The organism is Nocardia sp. CWNU-33 (genome assembly GCF_046764895.1).
In the GTDB taxonomy this organism is placed as follows: domain Bacteria; phylum Actinomycetota; class Actinomycetes; order Mycobacteriales; family Mycobacteriaceae; genus Nocardia.
Genome location: NZ_JBKOQN010000019.1, coordinates 13,055 through 30,645, shown reverse-complemented (window position 1 = coordinate 30,645; position 17,591 = coordinate 13,055). Strand labels below are relative to the sequence as shown.

General features: G+C 64.4%; 17 protein-coding genes and 1 pseudogene. 7 read left to right on the top strand and 11 right to left on the bottom strand.

Annotated elements, in window-relative coordinates:
- The first annotated feature begins 85 nt into the window (after nt 1–85).
- The 3 genes from ACLMAL_RS24075 to ACLMAL_RS24065 all read left to right on the top strand — a co-directional run bounded on the left by ACLMAL_RS24075 (nt 86) and on the right by ACLMAL_RS24065 (nt 2,346).
- Nucleotides 86–967, top strand: coding sequence for an HAD family hydrolase (locus tag ACLMAL_RS24075; RefSeq protein ID WP_412001152.1), 882 nt, complete (start codon nt 86–88; stop codon nt 965–967).
- Entirely contained in the window at nt 967–1,716 is a 750-nt protein-coding gene (locus tag ACLMAL_RS24070; protein ID WP_412001252.1) for an SGNH/GDSL hydrolase family protein, read from the top strand. Before ACLMAL_RS24075 ends, ACLMAL_RS24070 begins: the two co-directional genes overlap by 1 nt.
- 72 nt (nt 1,717–1,788) lie before the next feature.
- On the top strand, nt 1,789–2,346 hold the full coding sequence (locus tag ACLMAL_RS24065) for a GrpB family protein (protein WP_412001151.1): 558 nt from the start codon (nt 1,789–1,791) through the stop codon (nt 2,344–2,346).
- 448 nt (nt 2,347–2,794) lie between these two features.
- Here ACLMAL_RS24065 and ACLMAL_RS24060 read toward each other — a convergent pair whose 3' ends face one another.
- Nucleotides 2,795–3,058, bottom strand: a complete 264-nt coding sequence (locus ACLMAL_RS24060; protein ID WP_412001150.1) for a hypothetical protein — start codon at nt 3,056–3,058, stop codon at nt 2,795–2,797.
- A 301-nt stretch (nt 3,059–3,359) separates the two neighbouring features.
- Here ACLMAL_RS24060 and ACLMAL_RS24055 point away from each other — a divergent pair, with 301 nt between their 5' ends.
- On the top strand, nt 3,360–3,554 hold the full coding sequence (locus tag ACLMAL_RS24055; RefSeq protein WP_412001149.1) for a hypothetical protein: 195 nt from the start codon (nt 3,360–3,362) through the stop codon (nt 3,552–3,554).
- 69 nt (nt 3,555–3,623) lie between these two features.
- Here the strand turns inward: ACLMAL_RS24055 and ACLMAL_RS24050 are convergent, their stop codons facing one another.
- Entirely contained in the window at nt 3,624–5,633 is a 2,010-nt protein-coding gene (locus ACLMAL_RS24050; RefSeq protein WP_412001148.1) for a polyprenyl synthetase family protein, read from the bottom strand.
- Nucleotides 5,634–5,985: 352 nt separating this feature from the next.
- Here ACLMAL_RS24050 and ACLMAL_RS24045 point away from each other — a divergent pair, with 352 nt between their 5' ends.
- The gene (locus ACLMAL_RS24045) at nt 5,986–7,428 is read left to right on the top strand and encodes a flavin-containing monooxygenase (protein ID WP_412001147.1); all 1,443 of its coding nucleotides are present in this window, start codon (nt 5,986–5,988) and stop codon (nt 7,426–7,428) included.
- A gap of 439 nt (nt 7,429–7,867) precedes the next feature.
- Nucleotides 7,868–8,335, top strand: a complete 468-nt coding sequence (locus ACLMAL_RS24040) for a GNAT family N-acetyltransferase (RefSeq protein ID WP_412001146.1) — start codon at nt 7,868–7,870, stop codon at nt 8,333–8,335.
- Nucleotides 8,336–8,619: 284 nt separating this feature from the next.
- Here ACLMAL_RS24040 and ACLMAL_RS24035 read toward each other — a convergent pair whose 3' ends face one another.
- Nucleotides 8,620–8,886, bottom strand: a complete 267-nt coding sequence (locus tag ACLMAL_RS24035; RefSeq protein WP_412001145.1) for a hypothetical protein — start codon at nt 8,884–8,886, stop codon at nt 8,620–8,622.
- 255 nt (nt 8,887–9,141) lie between these two features.
- Nucleotides 9,142–9,375, bottom strand: a pseudogene (locus ACLMAL_RS24030) (GFA family protein); the annotation flags it as partial.
- Nucleotides 9,376–9,755: 380 nt separating this feature from the next.
- Between ACLMAL_RS24030 and ACLMAL_RS24025 the strand changes: the two are divergent.
- Nucleotides 9,756–10,364, top strand: coding sequence for a hypothetical protein (locus tag ACLMAL_RS24025; protein WP_328401017.1), 609 nt, complete (start codon nt 9,756–9,758; stop codon nt 10,362–10,364).
- A 242-nt stretch (nt 10,365–10,606) separates the two neighbouring features.
- Here ACLMAL_RS24025 and ACLMAL_RS24020 read toward each other — a convergent pair whose 3' ends face one another.
- The 7 genes from ACLMAL_RS24020 to ACLMAL_RS23990 form a co-directional block, all read right to left on the bottom strand.
- A complete protein-coding gene (locus tag ACLMAL_RS24020; protein ID WP_412001144.1) occupies nt 10,607–10,984 on the bottom strand; it encodes a GFA family protein in 378 nt (125 codons plus the stop codon).
- 164 nt (nt 10,985–11,148) lie between these two features.
- Entirely contained in the window at nt 11,149–11,574 is a 426-nt protein-coding gene (locus ACLMAL_RS24015) for a hypothetical protein (protein WP_412001143.1), read from the bottom strand.
- Nucleotides 11,571–13,700 carry an integrase gene (locus tag ACLMAL_RS24010; RefSeq protein ID WP_412001142.1) on the bottom strand — a complete coding sequence of 710 codons (2,130 nt, stop codon included), beginning with the start codon at nt 13,698–13,700 and terminating at the stop codon, nt 11,571–11,573. The genes ACLMAL_RS24015 and ACLMAL_RS24010 overlap by 4 nt, the downstream gene beginning before the upstream one ends.
- Entirely contained in the window at nt 13,697–15,430 is a 1,734-nt protein-coding gene (locus ACLMAL_RS24005; RefSeq protein ID WP_412001141.1) for a hypothetical protein, read from the bottom strand. Before ACLMAL_RS24005 ends, ACLMAL_RS24010 begins: the two co-directional genes overlap by 4 nt.
- Entirely contained in the window at nt 15,427–15,663 is a 237-nt protein-coding gene (locus ACLMAL_RS24000; protein ID WP_412001140.1) for a hypothetical protein, read from the bottom strand. Before ACLMAL_RS24000 ends, ACLMAL_RS24005 begins: the two co-directional genes overlap by 4 nt.
- A 3-nt stretch (nt 15,664–15,666) precedes the next feature.
- Entirely contained in the window at nt 15,667–16,884 is a 1,218-nt protein-coding gene (locus ACLMAL_RS23995; RefSeq protein ID WP_412001139.1) for a site-specific integrase, read from the bottom strand.
- Between the two features lie 353 nt (nt 16,885–17,237).
- Nucleotides 17,238–17,405, bottom strand: a complete 168-nt coding sequence (locus ACLMAL_RS23990) for a hypothetical protein (RefSeq protein ID WP_412001138.1) — start codon at nt 17,403–17,405, stop codon at nt 17,238–17,240.
- Nucleotides 17,406–17,591 lie beyond the last annotated feature (186 nt).

Genomic DNA, 17,591 nt, shown 5'->3' with positions numbered 1-17,591 from the left:
GTCGTGGTGGCCTCGCATATGCGGCAATTAGCCCAGGTTGACGAGATTCGGTGAGGCGCAACGGTGTAACTGCTACAACTTAGCGGTGCGGCTTGAATCCTCTCCGGTGTCGGGCTCTGGCCAAGGCTCGGTTCGTCCGGAAACTCCTCTTCTGGTCGCGTTAGACGTCGACGGAACGCTGTGCAACGACGGAAGCCACACTGACCGCGCCGCCCACGCGACCATCACCGTTGCGGTGCGTTCGGCGGTCAGGGCGGTACAGCGGGCGAACTCGTATGTGGTGTTGTGCACGGGGCGGCTCGCTCCGGCCACTCTGCCGTTCTTGCGTGAACTCGATATTCGTGTCGGGTATGCGGTCTGCTCCAACGGTGCGATAGTGGTTGATGTCGCGACCGGCGCGGTAGTCCACCAGTACCTGTTTCCGCTCCCCGCCGTCGTCGCCGACCTTCAGGATCGACTTCCGGGTGCGGTGTTCGTGGCGGAGGATCCGGGTGTTGGCGTGCGAGTCACCGGCCCGGTATCGGACTCGGACACCTTCTTCGGCACGGTTCGGGAGGTCGATGTCGCCGAACTGGCCTTGCAACCCACGACCCGTTTGGCGGCGCACTGGCCGGACCACACCACCGAGGACCTCGTGGCGGCGCTCGCGGGGTTCGCGCTTCCCGGATTGAAATGCTGGGTGTACCCGGGAGAGTCATTCCTCGACCTGACCGCGGTCGGAGTCAGCAAGGCGTCGGCATTGGAGTTCTTGCGCGCCGAACTCGGTGTTCCCATCGGTCGCACCCTCGCCATCGGAGACGGCACCAACGACATGGAGATGCTCCGCTGGGCAGGATGGGGGGTAGCGATGGGACAGGCGCCAGCGGTGGTTCAAGCGGCTGCGGATGAGGTGTGCCCGCCGGTGACCGAGGACGGGGTGGCCGCAGTGCTGGCTCACTGGTTCCCGTCTTCAGAGCCCGATCACTGATGGAAACTGAAGGCGTGGGTGAACAGGTCACGCTGGGGTTTTGGGGCACTAGTTTGACGGAGCATCCGGCGGGCGTTAGCTCTCGGCTAGTTGATCAGGCCAACTTGCCGAGGGTTGGGGAATCGGTGATGGTCGAGGGCGTCGAATGCCGAGGCTACGTTCATCGCGTGTCCATTGCGCTGCAAATCAGATTCCCGCACAAGGTATTTCGGATCATGAATCACGGTTCGGGAGGAGCGACGTCCCGTGATGTGCTGGCCAGCGCTCAGCGCACAGGCGACAGGGTCTACGGTGTGGCAGCCTGCGAAGTTGCGACGAATGATGTTCTCCGACAATTTCAGCGGCGCGTCGACGAGGCGGTGGCGATCGAGGAATTCACGGCCAACTACCGGGAGATGTTGCGGTGCCTGAAACGTCGCGCGGCACGGCTGGTGTGCATAGGTGTACCGCCGATCGGGTGGAGTTCCGACGCCGAGGCCGATCTGGATGTCGTAGCAGCCAATCGAGAATTGGTGCGGTACAACGAGTCCGCCGCGGAGTGCGCGGCCAATGCTGGGGCAGTCTTCATCGACGTGTGGCAGGAGTTCGTCAGGGCCGCCGGACTTCTGAGCGGCTGGTCGCTGGAACTGCCCGCTCGGCCGAGCGCGCGCAGCTTGTGGCATGCGGATGGTCTTCATCCGTCACCGGATCTCGGTGTGGAACTGATCGCCTCGTTGGTGGTGGAGGAGCTGGCACGAGGTGGGGCCTGAAGGATCGTGTCCTCGCGCCAAGATACCGGGACCAGGCCACCAACCGCGTATCCCGATGAGAGGGTGGGACATATGAAGATTGTCGACTACGACCCTTCGTGGCCGATCCGTGCGGATCGGCTGTTGGACAACGTACGTGCGGCGATTGGTGATTGGCCCCATTCCGAGGTGTACGTGTTCGACCACATCGGATCAACCGCAGTTCCCGGCTTGGCGGCCAAGCCGATCGTCGATCTGCAAGTGTGTCTGCCCGTGCTACCAACGCTGGCCGAACTCGCCACCGTCCTCGCACCGACAGGGTTCCTGCCCGCCTCCGGCGCGCGGCCGGACTCGCCCGGTGTGTACCGCGACATCCCACGCCGGGACAGCGCAGCGTCACCTGAGCTGTACGACAAGCGCCTGTTCCATTCGCCAGAAGAGCCGGCCATCCTGCACATTCGCAGGCTCGACTCCCCGTTCGCCAAGTTCGTTGTCCTCTTTCGGGATTGGCTGCGGGCGCACTCCGACGAAGCGCGGGACTACGCCGTATACAAGTGCGGGCTGGCCACACAGCACGCCGCAGATCCCGACTACGACGACTACACCCGCGTTATCTTGGGTGCTCCCAACGATCTTCGGTACGTGAGTTAGGTAGCCTGCATCCTCACGTGCCTCACACCTATCTGGGGGTTTCGAGTGACGTCTGGTCTGGCTGGTCAACCGCCGGTGTTTCGTGCTGTGCGCGCCGTCTCGCCGGTGGATCGTGGGGTGCGCTGGGTCGTCGTTGACTGTCTTCGCTCGCGAATCGCCATGTCGCGGCACGTGAGACCAGTGACGAGAAAATGTCACGCTCAGCACCCGTTTCGACGGACCGATCTTTTTGTTCTGTTGATTCCGTGGAATGCCGAGCACCGTTGCGCCGCTGGTGGTTTCATGTGCGGCTGTGCGTGGTGAGGGCGCTGTCGAGTACGGCCGGTTCCCGGCGTTGTCGAGGGTGGAGCTGGAGAGGTTCTTGTGCGGATGACGAGGACCGCAAACCGATCGCCGACCGGCGTCGCGATCGGGCTTGTCGTTGTCGTCGGGTTCGGCGTTGCTGTCCTCATGCAGGGCCGTTCTTGCCTTTGCCCTTCCCTCCGCCCTTCTTGCCGTCCCACTTCTTCTTGTCCTTGCCGCCCTTCTCGCCCTTGCCGCCCTTCCCGCCGTCCGTGCTGGCGCCGTCCTTCTCGTCCTGGATCAGCACTATGCCGCCGCCCGGAACGTGGCTGGCCCCTGCCGGTGTCGCCACGGCGACACCGGCAGCGGTGCCGAGCGCGGCAAGGGTGAACAGTCCGGCCAGTGCAGCGGCCGCGGTTCGGTGAATCATGGGTACCCCTTCTCGAGTGGAATGCGGCGCGTACTGATCAACAGAGAAACCCTATGCGAAGAAGGCACCCTGACCACGGACGTTGCCGACACATGTTCCGCGCGGCCCGTGGTCGCCGCCGCCCTCGGCTTCTCCGCCCACCACATGCACCGGATCTGGACCGCGGCCGGGGAAAGGCCCGAAAAGCTACGCACCCGGCGACCGCAGCCGCTGACCACCCCGACGCAGGGGATGGAATACCGAACACTCGAATACCGGCCTCTACCAGTCTCGACCCCCTGGGCTGCCCTCGTATGGGACAATGCAGGCTTCGACCGCGGCCGGTTTCTCCGACACCACCTCAATCGCGGGTTTCGCCGTGCAACTGGCCTGGTTCACCGCGAGCGCCCTCGTCGGACTGGTCGCCTTCCATCTGCACACCCGCTCGTCCCTTCGACCCACGATGTGGATCCGCCTGCCCGGATCGACGAGGTCCGGACAGCCGGCGAAGCACTGAAAGGGTGTCCCGCGCGACCACCACGGCGGATCGCGCGGGACACACCCCGCTTATAGCCGAGTGCGGGAATTACCCCGCAGTAGGAGCCGGTTCGGCGGCCGGGAGGTAGATCTCACGCCGCAAGCGTTCCAAGTCCGGCGCCGCGGAAGCGGAGGTTTGCTCGTACCGACCGCTCTCACGCCCCCAGAGCCCCACGTTCGCCAGGTTCACGTATATCTCCGTGTAGTTCTTCCCCCGGCCCGACATGCCGGGAAGCACGCGGAAGAGTGCGGGGACGTAGCGGATCAGCGCCTCGAGCTGGGCGCGCTGCTCGGCCACTTGGCGCTGCACCTGCTCGACGGCTTCACGGCGGGTGCAGCCGGTCTCGTGACGGACCGCCCGCACCAGGTTGTAGGGGACTTGGTCGGCCTCGTCCTGATCCAACCCCACCAGGTCGTTCTCCACGAAGGTCACAAAGAAGACGAGTTCCTCGAGACGGCGGATCACGGGGTGGTTGCGCAGCTTCGACGGCAGTTCCCGGTCCTGGTACACCTCCACGCAGGCGAGGGCGGTTTCGCCCCCACTGATCGACATCCGCAACGGCAGGTAGTCGGCCGTGGAGGGGATGTAGCCATTGATGCGATGGTGCGCTTCGCGTTCGGCGGCTTCGCACCATTCCTCGATGCCGTCGAGGAACCGCTCCTGCCAGCGGGTGGTGCGGCCCTCGCGCAGGCGCGGCCACAAACTCGCCCACGCCGTCGGGATCGCGCCGGACCTCCACGGTTTCTCCGGGTCCTGACGCAGCGTTGCTACCATGCCACGCCGCAGCGCGGTCACGGCTTCCGGGGCCCTCAGCTGCGGATCCTCGAAGAGGTCGTCCCACATAAGGGTCAGCACGGCCATGGCGTAGGCGGTCTGTTCACGGGCCGCGTCCGCCGCTGGCGGCAAGATCTGTACCCGGCCCCAGAACGCTCCTATCCACCGGTGGTACTCGGCCTCGGCCGGGGTGACGGCAAGGCCGGTGTCCACCAGCCAGCTCCTCAGCCATTGCGCGAGCTGCGGCGGGAGCCCATCAGTGTGGGCCCCGGGTGGCTGCGTCACCTGCGCGGGGACCGCGGGACCAGAAGTTCGCCGGTCGAGTATGGACCGGACGTAGGCGGTCATCGCGTGGCGGGCGCGCGGGTCAACGGCCACGGCGGCGAGGTGACCGCCGGCTTGGTCGATGAATTCCTCGGCCACAGCCCGCGCTTCGTCCACAGCGCCGGAGGCGATGACCAGCTCGTGAGCGCGTGCGGCTTGCTCACCCGTCATTCTGCTGCGCAGCAGGTTGGCAAGGTCCCGGTTGCGGGCGGCCGCGCGGATCACGGGCAGTGTGTAGATGCCCTCGGGCAGATCCGCGTTGACGGGCTTGCCCATTTCCTCTGCGGTCGAGGTCAGATCGAGGATGTCGTCATACAGCTGGTAGGCCAACCCGAAGTGTCGACCGAACCCGGCCAGCGCCTGTTCCTCATCCTCGGAGCGGCCGGCCTGCATCGCGCCCACCCGGCATGCCAGCGACAGCACTGCCGCCGTTTTGCCGTCGATCGTGTCCAGGTAGGACTGCTCGCTGCGGGAGGCCACATAGAGGTCGGCGGCCTCGATCACCATGCCCGCGCACATCTCCTCGCCCGCGATCATCGCCGCGAGAACTTCACGCTGGCCGAGTTCGGCCAGCATGCGCATGCCCGAGAACGTCACCGAGTCCCCACCCAATACGGCCATATGCGAACCCCACACCACGTTGGCACTGGGACGGCCTCGACGCTCGTACGCGTGGTCGACGACGTCGTCGTGATACAGCGAGCCCAGATGCATCAACTCGACAGCGGCGGCGGCGCGCACCACCCGGTCGTCGGCCGGGACCGCGGGATCGGTGAGCAGGTAGTACGACAGCAACGTCAAGGTGGGACGCACCAGGCGACGAGAGGTGTCCGGTCCTTGGTCTGTGAGTGCGGTCAGCTCTGGCCTGCCCCGCAACTGCACGGGGCCGAGAACGTCACGGACGCGGCCCAGGTCCGCATCCAGATGCGGGAAGACAGCCGAATCGATTTCACGTGGCACGCAAACACTCCTGACTGGGCACATCGGTCATCTACCGCCGATCAATGGCAATTTGACACCACCCTGACGCGGAAGATGTTGGTAACGGCCAATTTTGACGTCTCCGCCATAGGGGTGATGACGGTTGGTGAGTGCCTTTGGGGCGAAAACCTCCCCCGATCAGCGTTGACTTTCCCGTAGCAAGAGATAACCCGTGAGCGTATCGGTGTCGGTAGGGAACATCGGTCGGTCGTGCACGGCGCACCAGCGGGCGAAGTGCCGCCACTCCCCTCGGTACCGGTCGGCCAATCCCGTTGGTGGACTGGTCATCACAGCCCCAGCGCATCAGAGGATGCGGCGCTAGGCTGAGTCTGTGGCTGTAGTCATCGTCGGTGCAGGATTCGGTGGGGTGGCGATGGCGTTGGAGCTCGTGCGCTCCGGTCACCATGATTTCGTCATCCTGGAGAAGGCATCCGAGGCAGGGGGAGTCTGGCGGGAGAACACCTATCCGGGTGCGGCATGCGACGTCCCGTCGCCGTACTACTCGTTCTCATTCGCTCCGAATCCCAGTTGGCCGAGACGGTATTCGGAGCAGCGCGATATCAAGGACTACCTGAACCGGCTGATGGACGACTACGGTCTGCGCCCGCACATCCGGTTCAACACAGAGGTAACCGGCGCGGACTTCGATGCGGCAACGCTACGGTGGCGAATCGAGACGAACACTGGCGAGACTTTGGATGCTGACGTGTTCGTGCCCGCCACCGGCCAGCTGTCCCGACCGGCAATTCCGGCAATCTCGGGCCGGGAGTCATTTGCGGGCGTCAGCTTCCATTCCGCGGAGTGGAATCACGACTACGAACTCACCGACAAGCGGGTGGCGGTCATCGGAACCGGTGCGAGCGCCGTCCAGTTCGTGCCGCGGATCCAGCCGGTGGTGGCCGATCTGACGGTCTTTCAGCGATCGGCTCCTTACATCCTGCCGAAGCCGGACACCGCGTACGGTCGTCTGCACCGGTTGACTTTTCGGCGGAGGCCACTGCTGCAAAGCGCGGAGCGGCTGCTGTGCTGGTCGGGCGGGGAACTTGCCGCCTTGGGCCTTGTGGGGAATCGAAGCATCGCACGCTTTGTCGGCTGGATCGCGAAATGGAATCTGCGCATACAAATTCCGGACGAGAAACTGCGGGCGGCGCTGACGCCGGACTATCCGATCGGGTGCAAGTGTGTGCTATTCGGCAACAACTTCTATGCCGCGCTCACCGAAACCAATGTGCACGTGGTGACCGAGGCCATCACCGAGATCACCCCCCGAGGAATCCGGACTGCCGACGGTGTTGAGCACGACGTCGACGCCATTATCTACGGGACAGGTTTCCTGGCGCAGGAACTGCTGGCGCCGATGAAGATCCGAGATCACAACGGTCGCGACCTGCACGATGTGTGGGCCGCAGGCGCGCGGGCCTACCTAGGCATCGCGGTTCCCGGTTTTCCGAATCTGTTCATCATGTATGGCCCGAACACCAATCTCGGCTCCGGGTCGATCATCTACATGCTCGAACGCCAAGCACGCTACATCCGCCAACTCATCGAGCATCTCGACACTCGTCCGGGAACCGCGCTCGACGTTCGCGCCGACATCGAGCGACACTACGATACCGAGCTGCAGCGCAGGCTCGCCTCGACGGTATGGGCTTCCTGTGCGAGCTGGTATCGCTCGGAAACCGGCCGGATCTCAGCGAACTGGCCCGGACTGGTCAGTGAATACGACCGACGCACCCGCCGAGTCGAGATCGCGGACTACCGGCTCATGTCGTAGGCAGAAGTTACGGGCGGTCCAAGGGGGATAGGGAGCATCCGCCGAAGATCCGGCGTAGCGGCATGGAGCGCCGTCCAACTGGTAGTTCGTACCGCTTCGGATACGATCCGATTGCGTTGTACGGCAGATAGTTTCCCGAGTCACCTCGACTGACGGCTCCGTCGGACCAGAACGACCCGCGACCTATGGCAGATAGTATGCGGCTACTTAACTCCTTAGCGCTACTTTCGTCGTCAATGTTCCTTCTGCCCTGCCGTACAGCAGACGCGGGAACCAGCGTCGGCGGGTCTGCTGATGGTCGGTCGAGCTGCTGAGACGCCGTTGGGGGAACCAAACTCACATACCTCACACCGCCATAACGCGGCTACCAGGACCACGGGGTTGACGACCCCAGATAACGCGGGCCAAGTCGACATACTTCGACGAGATCGATGCGCGGATGCGCCGGTGGGCGCACAGCCAGACGTACTGCACACCAGTCGCGTATGTCGGGGCGCACGTGACTGGCCCTACGACTCTCGTGGAAAGGCTTCCTACAGTCGACGAGTATCTTCTGCTTCGCCGTCTTGTGGGATGGAAGTGTCCGCCCGAGGATGCCTGCGCGTCCGCGCTGGTGGCGAGCCTATTTGGACTCGTTGCCCAAGACCCGGACGGGCGAACTGTCGGTATGAGCCGACTCGTCGGTGACGGTCTTTACGGGCTCGTTGTCGACGTTGTTGTCGAACCAGCAGCGCAGGGACAGGGGATCGGTTCACGCATGGTTGCTCGGCTTGTCGAATGGACGCAGCAGCACAACATTCCGCACGTCGCGGTCGCCGCCGATACTTCGGTGGCAAGGTTCTACCGGGGCATGTTCGAGGACCGGGGTACCCGGTACCTGCGTCTACCCACGCCGCTCTGCATGTGAGCCAGGCATCGACCGCCTGGATGCTGCGTGCCTCTCGGCGCGGTGACGCCGCTCATGAAGACACGGTCTCGATAACGGGCAACCACGCCACGGTATTGTCCTTGAACGACTGCATTCTCGACCCCTCCTTAATGTCTTTCCACGTTGAGTCTTGGCCGACTGCTGGAGCAGTCGCACCGCACAGCAGGTGTCCAGGCTGAAGTAGCAACGAGCCGATCCCAACTCGCGCGAGAGCGCCTTGGCGATGGCTTGCTCACGGCCTCCGGGACCAACGACGAGGATCTTCACAGGCATTCATCCTTTACGGGGTGCTGGGCACTCGGGTCGGTGCCTTGTCGGTATCGGCGCAGTACGGAGTGCAGCGTATCGAGGCCCCATTCGAGCTCGTCAGCGGTCAGAGTGAGCGGCGGGGTGAACCGCAGCACGCGCTCTGCCACGACGGACAGTAGTAAGCCTTGCTCACGCAGCTGCGCGAGCAGGTGTTGGGGCTCGACGACGGCGGAGACCCTCCAGGCCCTGTAGTAAATCTCTGCCGCGGGCGGCAGTGACATACAAAAGCACCATCTGCGGCGAGTTCGCGCAGTCTGCGACTCGGGGCGAGTGTGTGCCCAGTCCGCTCGACGTTTCCTGGTAGAGCGGATCGATGTGGTTCATTCTTGTCCTCGGCCGCGCAATCACCGCTGCAGCAGACCCGGCCGAAGCCGCACAAGCCATCGCCGCAGAAGTCGCACAGGCCCTCTGATCGAGACCGGCCGATCGTCGATCGCTCCAGACGATCTGCCGGTTTCGACAACCTGCGGGCACGATCAGTCTTGTGCTCCGACGATCGGAAGCCACACGACAGCATTGGGACGGAAACTCTGTCGCTCGGGCGTCAAACCGGAGTGATCATCGAGACTCATCATCGTGACGCCCACCAATTCTGCGTCACCGTCGTCCTGGGCCGCGACAGAACTCCCGCAGATGCCGCAGAAACCACGCTGAGAATCGGGAAAGGTATTGTACCAGACTGGCTCTCCGCCTGGTCCGGTCCACTTGAACCCTTCGCGAGGGAAGTCGACCCACGAATTATTGGGCTACCGGACAATCTCTGACAGTGGGGGCAACTACAAAGTTCCCTGTCAAGTGCTTCTGTTCAGCGCTAGAGCGCATGCCCGGGTCGCTGTTCAGGTGGCAACATCGGTGAACCTGGATGGATGTCGAATCAGAAGTCTGACCTTGTGAGCGTGGTTGGCGAGCGCCGCCGATCGCCGTCTCGGATCGCGCTCAACGTGGCATGGTCCGAAATCGTGCGCGTGCTGAACGCACTATTCTGCCGATGAGCGAGCTGTTATCAGGGCATGCGGGACCCGACCCCGGGGTTTCCAGCTCTGGGAAATGGATTGCCTCAAGCGAGAATGGACCGCTGATGGGAGCGGACATGGATATCGAGGAAATGCTGGACCGGCTCGGTTCGGTGATCGGGCCGCCACCCGCGGGTGGAGTGGTTCCGGTTCCGTGGGAGCTCGGGCCCGAGGCGATCGGGTTCCAGCTACCAGCGGACTATCGGGCGTTCGTCGACCGGTACGGGATGGTGAGCATCAGCAACGAGCTGCACATCTGTACGCCCTCGACGGCGCCCAGTTCCCGGATCGGGGCGCCGCCCGGTTTCGAGGGATTCCTCTCTGAAACGACGTATCCCTACGCATACTGCGCCATGCTGGCCCAGGCCTACGAGGGCGGGGACTACGACGAGTGTCCGTATCCGCTGTTCCCGGCCGAGGGCGGGCTTCTGAAGTGGGGCAACAACTGGAACTCCGACCACTTCTTCTGGCTGATGCGTGGCCCGGACCCGGACCGGTGGCCAGTCGCCGCCAAGTTCGACTCGATGCTGATGTGGGACCTGTTCGAGGGCGGCTTCCTCGAGTTCGTGCTGGCCGCGGTGACGGAGCAGTATCCGTACTATAGGGACGTTGTTCCCGGCGGGATGACGCAGGTCGGCGATGGCCGTAGCTATCGCTCTCGTGGTGACTGGTCCAAGCGGCTGTGACAGCTGAACCCGCGAACATGGTCAACAGCTATACCCGGGGCGGCTTCGGCACGGTAACTCGAGGGTCGAGTCTCCATCGGGGGTGACGTGCTTCGTTTTGCGAAACTCGCTGAAATTACACCAAACGCACTAATCTGCCGCATAGTGCGCGGTTCAAAACGGCCGCAGCGGATTCCAAATCCGATCGTGAGGTCAGGCAGGTCTGGATCTTTTCAGGGTGCGCATCACCAGAGTGGAATTGATCAGTCCTGCGCACCGACGATCGGAAGCCAGGGAACGGCGTTGGGGCGGAAGCTTTGCCGCTCGGGCACCAAACCCGTGTGGTCGTCGAGGCTCATCATTGTCACACCGACCAGCTTCGCGTCACCGTCGTCCTGGGCACCCACGGAACTCCCGCAAACACCGCAGAAGCCACGCTGGGAATCGGGGAAGGTGTTGTACCAGACCGGTTCCCCGCCGGGCCCGGTCCACTCGAACCCTTCACGGGGGAAGTCGACCCACGACATCACCGGTGCACCAGACAATTTCTGGCAATGTGTACAACTACAAAGGTGGGGAAACGACAGGTTGCCCGATGCTTGGTACCTGATGTTGCCGCACAAGCAGCCGCCAGATCGCATGGTGCACATACCCTTTCACGGGATCGTCGCTGGAAGAGAAGGGGCGACCGTCAACAGCATCTACGTTCTGCTGCCGATATCGTGTTCGTCGCTTCGGACCGTTGTCGATAGTAGATGTGGTTGTCCTCCATCACGGGAGAACTCGGATGAATCCCGCCCCGCAGTCAGGACGATCGTCCCCGATTGCTGATCGAAGGGCGTAGTGGCAGGACCGTTGCCGGTTGCGGAGTCGGTGAGTCGGCGGTGTTTTGAAGTAGGAGGACCGCGGTGGCGAGCGCGATCTGCTCGGCGTGTCGGCGGGATTCTTCCTCGGCTGTCCGTGACTGTTTCAGTGCCTTCTTCAGCTGAGCGACTTCGCCGCGCAGGCGTTTCTCGACTTCCGGCGGCTGATGGGTTTCGGCGCGAACGCGTGCGTAGAACTCCTCTTTCAGGTCGGCGTGGCGCTTCTGCAAGGCCATTCGATGGACCTCGGCCTCAATGGCCAGCGCGACCACAGTAAGGCTGCCGTCCGAGCGTTCAGGCCGGCCGGTGAGGAGCCGTTCGATCGCAGCCCGGATCCGGGTTCGCTCGTCGCTGTGCTGCTGATTCATTCGACAACCTCGCTGGCGTCCAGCGATTGGACGTCATGGGTATCCGCGAGGCTGCGGAAGCGTATGGCGCTCAGGCGCAGTCGTCTGCCCGCTGGCTCGGGCAGGTGGGCTGCCCGACGGTCCAGCACGTCGGCATACGTTCGTGCGGCACGGGCGTGGCTGTCGGTGCGCACGGCGTTGCCGCACCCGACTTGGCACGCGAATTGGTTGGGGGCTGTGGCGTTGGACGCCGGATCGCACAGTGCCATATCGCGTTTGAACGCGCAGATCAGGAAGGCGTCAGGGTTGTCGAACAACACCTGTCCGTCTCGGCTCAGGAACTTGGCTGCCGCTTTCGGCGTGGTGAGAGCGCCCTCGAAGCGGGGCAGGTGGGCGGCGGCGATCAAGGCACGGCGAGCGGCGGGGCCGGAAATCCTCTCTCCGGCCGCAGTGGCGTCCCGCAGGCGCGCGGCCGTGTCGGCGGCGGCAAGCGCGGTCTCGACGTCGAGTTCGCCGTGGAAGCCGCGCCGGGCCCGGTTGCCGTAGCCGCTGGCGGTGCGACCGTCCAACACGGTGCGCATGTGGCCGTATTGGATGGCCAGCGCCACCAAGCCGCCCGGCCTTCGGGCGATGTGCCAGGCCAGGGTCCTGCGTAGGCGACCCAGCCCGATGTTCCCGAACGGATCATCGGGAACCTGCTGGTGCGGCAGACCTTGAGCGGTGGCCTCGGCGTTGATCCATCCGATCAACTGTTCAACCCGGCGATCCAGGCTCGCGGCCCGGAGTGCCCCGTGATGCTGGCGTTGGGAGACGACGTCGTGGTGCGTCGCGCTGAACAGAAGTTCGCCCTCGGGGACCATTCGCTCCAGGATGCGGATCGCTTTGACCACCGGGGTGATCGCGACCCACGGAACATCGCGCTCCGCGCCGGCGGATACATGGTATCCGTCGATGTCACGAACGTTCTTATAGTGGTGGGCCCGGATCAGGTGCGGGCCAGTCGATCCGGGATCGGGGCAGCACCCTGATCGCAGGGTTCGGGCCTCCTGCGGCCGCATGCCCGTCAGGTACAGGATCACGACGGCCGACGCCGTGGCCAGGTGACGCACCAAGGTCGGTGCTTCCTCGAAGTCCAGGTGCTCGCGCCACGGCCGGCCATCGATCCGGCCGGTCACCCGAACCTGCATCGGGCAGGGGCCAGGTCTCTGCGCGGTGAGCGTGGGCAATTCGAGTCGCTCGGACAGGTACTGGACCTGGTGGTAGGCGGCGCCGGTGACCGCGGCGATGTAGAGCCGGTTCAGGGTCGTTCCACGGCTGCGGTGTTCCATTGCGGGCAGCGGGATCTGGGCATCGATGCGGGGCAGGAGGTATGCCTTGAGTGCGTCGAGGGTTGCGGGGCTGGGGGCGGTCGCGTTCGCTTGGGCGATCATGCGGCGGCGTTCTGACCAGGCCGCCAGAATGTCGTCGCCGAAGTCTTCGACCAGGCGGATCGACCACGTCAGCAGCGGACCGATCACCGTCGGGTCGACCGGTTCGGTCCTGTTCTCTCCGTTCGCTTCCCCGGTTTCGGCCGGAAGGTATTCGTCGATGCCGTCGGTCTCCCAGGGTGGCGCAGTGATGCCCGAGGGCTGGGCCGACAGTTGGTCGAAGGCCCACAGATCCGAGAGCCAGCGCAGCAGTTTGAGGGCGTGCCCGCGGTGATTCTGCACGGCGGTTCGCTTGGCGGCATAGGTTTTCCAGTGTTGAGCTGTGCACTCGCTGAGCCGGGTGACCTCGTGCCGGTGCAGCCATCGCGCCAGTTTCAGCCATTCCAGGATGCAGTTGCGCATGCTGATGACCCCGTCGCGCGCACGGCCCTGCATGCTGCGCGCCTTCACGTAGCTGGGCCGCAGTTCCCCGTTGATCAGCGTCCAGATGATCAGCCGCATCTGCGGCTGCAAAGTCGTGGGGCATCTGCTCCAGATGACTTGGTAGAGAGGGTGTCCCGGGTTGTCGGTCAGCGGGCCCAGGCTCCACTCGTCATCGCAGTAGCGGGAGTTCGGGTGCATGTTGTCCGGGGTGATCCATCGGTCCTGAACGACCGGGGTGTCGGGACCTGGCATGGGCAGGATGAACGGGTCGGACTCGATGGCCAGTGCCTCGGTCACGGGGCAAACTCTCCTTTGAGCAGATGGTCGATGATCGCCCGGTCACGATCGGTCACCCGCGTCAGCGCTGCGTCCCAGGTGCCCTCGTTGACCTTGGTGCGCAGATCCACCAGCCGTGTGAAACTGTCGTCCCACCGCTTTCGCCACAGCTGTTCGGGCCACACCGATCGCATCGACGACAACTGTTCGTGCAGCAATGCGAGGCGGGCGTGATGCCCGCTGTGAACGCGGGCGTTGTCGCACGCCAGGCAGAGAAGGAAATCGGCCCCGCACTCGCCGCCCGAAGTCGGCCAGGGGCTGGAGGTTTCGTCTGCGCAGTCCGCCGTCGCTGTCTCCTGGTGGTCCGGATCCGCAGCGACGGTCAACCGGGCCCGGAATGTGAGGTCCTGGGCCTGCCGAACCGCGTCCTGTGCTCCGGCGGCGATGACCGCTTCGGCAGCCTTCTGAACGTTCTTGTCGGGCAGGACATAGACGCTTTCGTGGGTGCCGCGACTGTGCTGCAAAGGTTTCCCTTCCCGGGCCACTGTTGTTCGACGCGCACGCTGGAAGGGGGAGCCGATGTTGTGGCTCCTCGCCCACAGCGTGCCATCGGACTTGGACACCCCGAAGCACAGCGGTCCGACCGGGCGAGGCCGGTCCAGGTCCGAATCGACTGCCCGAGTGTGAAATTGGCGCGCGACCATCAACAGATCAATCCCGGGTGGAGCCAGGCGCGCGGCCAAGGCCCTGCCGTGCTGAGTGGCCTCGAGCGCCTGGGTGATCAGTCGCCCGGCGGACCCGACCCCCGAATCGGTGTAGTTCTCCTCTACGAACCATCGACCCGCTCCCAAACGCCGCTTCTCGACCAGGACGTTGTACGTCACCGTGGTCGTCGACCCGGCCGACGGCACGGTGGTCGGCACGGTGAGCCGGTCGAACACCGACAGGTTCCACCCGTACTGATCGGTCATCAGCACCGCGAGCGCGGTCAACTCCTGGCGACTCAGAAACAACCTGCCCCAGGTGAGTTCCCGGTGCCGTCCACCCAGCAGTTTCGCATCCGGTGGACGGCGGTCCATTCCATCCGGACGCGCGACGTCACCGGTCTCGGCGATGTGCTCGAGGACCTGACCGAGCTGCCAATCACCGCTGCCCTCCTCCAGCCCGCCTGACCGGAACCGCGACAGCAGAGCCGAGTTCGCCCGAATCCGCAGCAGGGCCGAACGAAACTGCCGCTCAGCCGCTTTGACCACGAGTTCACGATCGGACACCTTGTACGACTGCTGCTCGAACGATGTGGCGTCCCGCAGGGCCCGGCGAGCCAACTCCTCGGCGACCGGGCCGTATGTCAGGCGCGGATCGCGCTGCAACAACGTCCGGATCTTCGCGAGCGCCTCGCGTCCGCCGGGGGTGTTCTTGTGGTTGTTGCGCCACAGCCGCAACGTCGCGGCGGTGAGGCCGTCCAGATCCGGCGCGGGGTGGTCTTGAGTGTTCAGGAACCGAGCGAAGGCCCGTAGTGCCTGCCAGTACGACTCGCCACTGGCGTGGCTATTCCAGTTCAACGACTGCTCAGCGAAAGCCTGTGCCAGGGAACGCTGCATCGGTTCGGGTACCGGCATCGTGACGAAGTCGAAGACCCGCGCGAAGCCCTCCTTGTTGATCACCGTGACCTGCACGCCCTGCTCGGCGATCCGCTGGGTCGCTTGAAAATCCGGCGGTGGCAGAATCGCCTTGTGTCCACGCCCGCTCACGCGGGGATCGCCGATGACTCGGGCCGGACCAAGACGTCGATATCCTGAATCCCTGTGGTCTCCTTGGCCAGCCGCGTGAACAGATCGTCGAGACTCGCCGAATCATCTGCCGCCCGCGGTTCGCCGCCGAGGGTGTCGAACGCCAGGATCGACTCCAACTGCAAGTGCATGACTGGGGCGAGATAGTGCTCTTTGGTCACCTCGACCTCTCGATGTCCGAGCAAGGTTTTCACCAGTCACCATGGATCGCCGTACAGCTGCGCGAAGTCCCGCCGATCCGACGGGGACAGCCCATACTTCTTGTCCATCAACTCGTTCAGCACGATCAGCATGTAGAGCGCCATGGAATGCCGCGCCGAGTGCGGAGTCGCGTAGGGGACCTTCCCGCGACTCTCCGCAATCCGCGCCGACCGCGGAACCTCCCGCTCGATTCCGGACAACAAGACTCGCTCACACCGCAGGTTCGCCTGCCGAAAGACCGCATTCCACCGGTCCGGCAGCATCGGCAGACCCTGCTCGGTCAGCCACAACCACGCTGGCTCAGGGCCTCGCGCGCCCTCGACGTACAGCCACTGCCGTTCACGCCAGTCCAGCAGGGCCAGTGCATGACTGCCCTCGGTTCCGCTCCGGTCTACCCAGTGGACCTTCGGGGCCGGTCCCGCCGTCACGTTCGTGATCAGCCGCATCCTGTGCAGCCTCTCGTAGCGCCCCTGCTCCTGAGCGCGCTCGATCGCCCACACGCGTTCGGACTCCGAGTAAGCACCGACCTGGCGCAACGCATCGGTCGACACGTAGAACGTTCTGTCCCGCTTAGATCGCGACAGGGCCCGCGCTACCTGCCCGTGGCAGTACCGGCCGAATCGTAAAGGCTGGGAAGGGACCTCGAAGGTCAGCATGGCTCCGGCCTCCTGCCGCCGCAGCCCTGAGCTCAGCGTCAAGCCGAAGAACGCGGTGTTCCGCAGCTCGGTCCGTGCGTCCCAGCCCAGCATCGGCGCGCCGTCTCGGCTCAGCCCGCGCAGACCGAGGTCCTGCCAAAGACCCCAGGTTCGGGGCGTCAGCCACGACACTCGCGAGCTCCGCGCATGCGCTGCTCGGTCCTCCCTGCGCCCTACGTCCACCGGCAGCGGCGCCACCCTCGCCCACCGATACAGCCGGGTGAACGCCGCAGCCTCCCGGTCCCACTTCGACCCGCTGATCCGATGCGGATTCTTCGGTGAGTCACAACGGAATTCGCGGTACGCCCTCAGATCGGTCCGCGTGGCCTGCCTCCACGGCACACCCCGCTGCCAGAGCCACGACAGCAGCAACCTAATGTCCGTCGCGTAGTTCCTGCGCGTCTCGCGCTCCAGCCCCCGAAACTCCTGCGAGAGAACGAATTCCAGCAGATCCGCATCGACGACGAAGTCGGGGCGGACGAACACCGGATCACCGGGACGAAGTCCCGTCCGGTCCACAGCAGCCGGGAGATCCTGTATTCCCAGGACTCCATCGGGTGGGAGTGGCCCCCACCGGTCCGAATCCGGAACGAACACCAACCACCACTCGTCCGCCCTGCTCCTTCATGAGTTCCTTGAACTCAATCAATCATCAGGGAAGCACAGGTGCGGGAACGAGAGTTCGCCGGTCGTCTGGTACCTGATGTTGCCGCTTCTCTGCACCATGCAAGCGGACACGCGGTTGACGAACAGGGTTCCCTACGAATCTTTCTCTCGGAGAGACAGTTTCGCCACGACTTCGGTTGCATTGAATCCGGACGGCCGCATCGGCGAGATCGGTGTCCGCCGTCGTGTTGCTCGGTCGTCCGGCGTTATCGCCGGTCGCGGAGACTATTTGCGCCGCGACGCAGGTTCTCCTCTATCTGGCGGATCTCCGCCTTGAGGCCTTCGAGCTTGGCGCGGGCGTTGCTGCAGGCGTCGGCCGCTTCGTCGGTCAGCGTCTCGGTGTCGGACCAGTCGCAGTTCAGCCAGTCGCGCACGTCCGACAGTGCAAGAGCGGCTCTGTCCGCGACGTCGGCGGCGTTGGTCCAGATCTGTTCCTGGGTCGGCAGGTTGGTCGCTGGTGGTCGGCAATCTGGCGGTCACACGTCACGGGCTGGTCATCGATCCTCTTCGTTCGGCGTGGAGGGGCTGGATGTGTGCTTGGCTGCGATGAGCTTATCGAC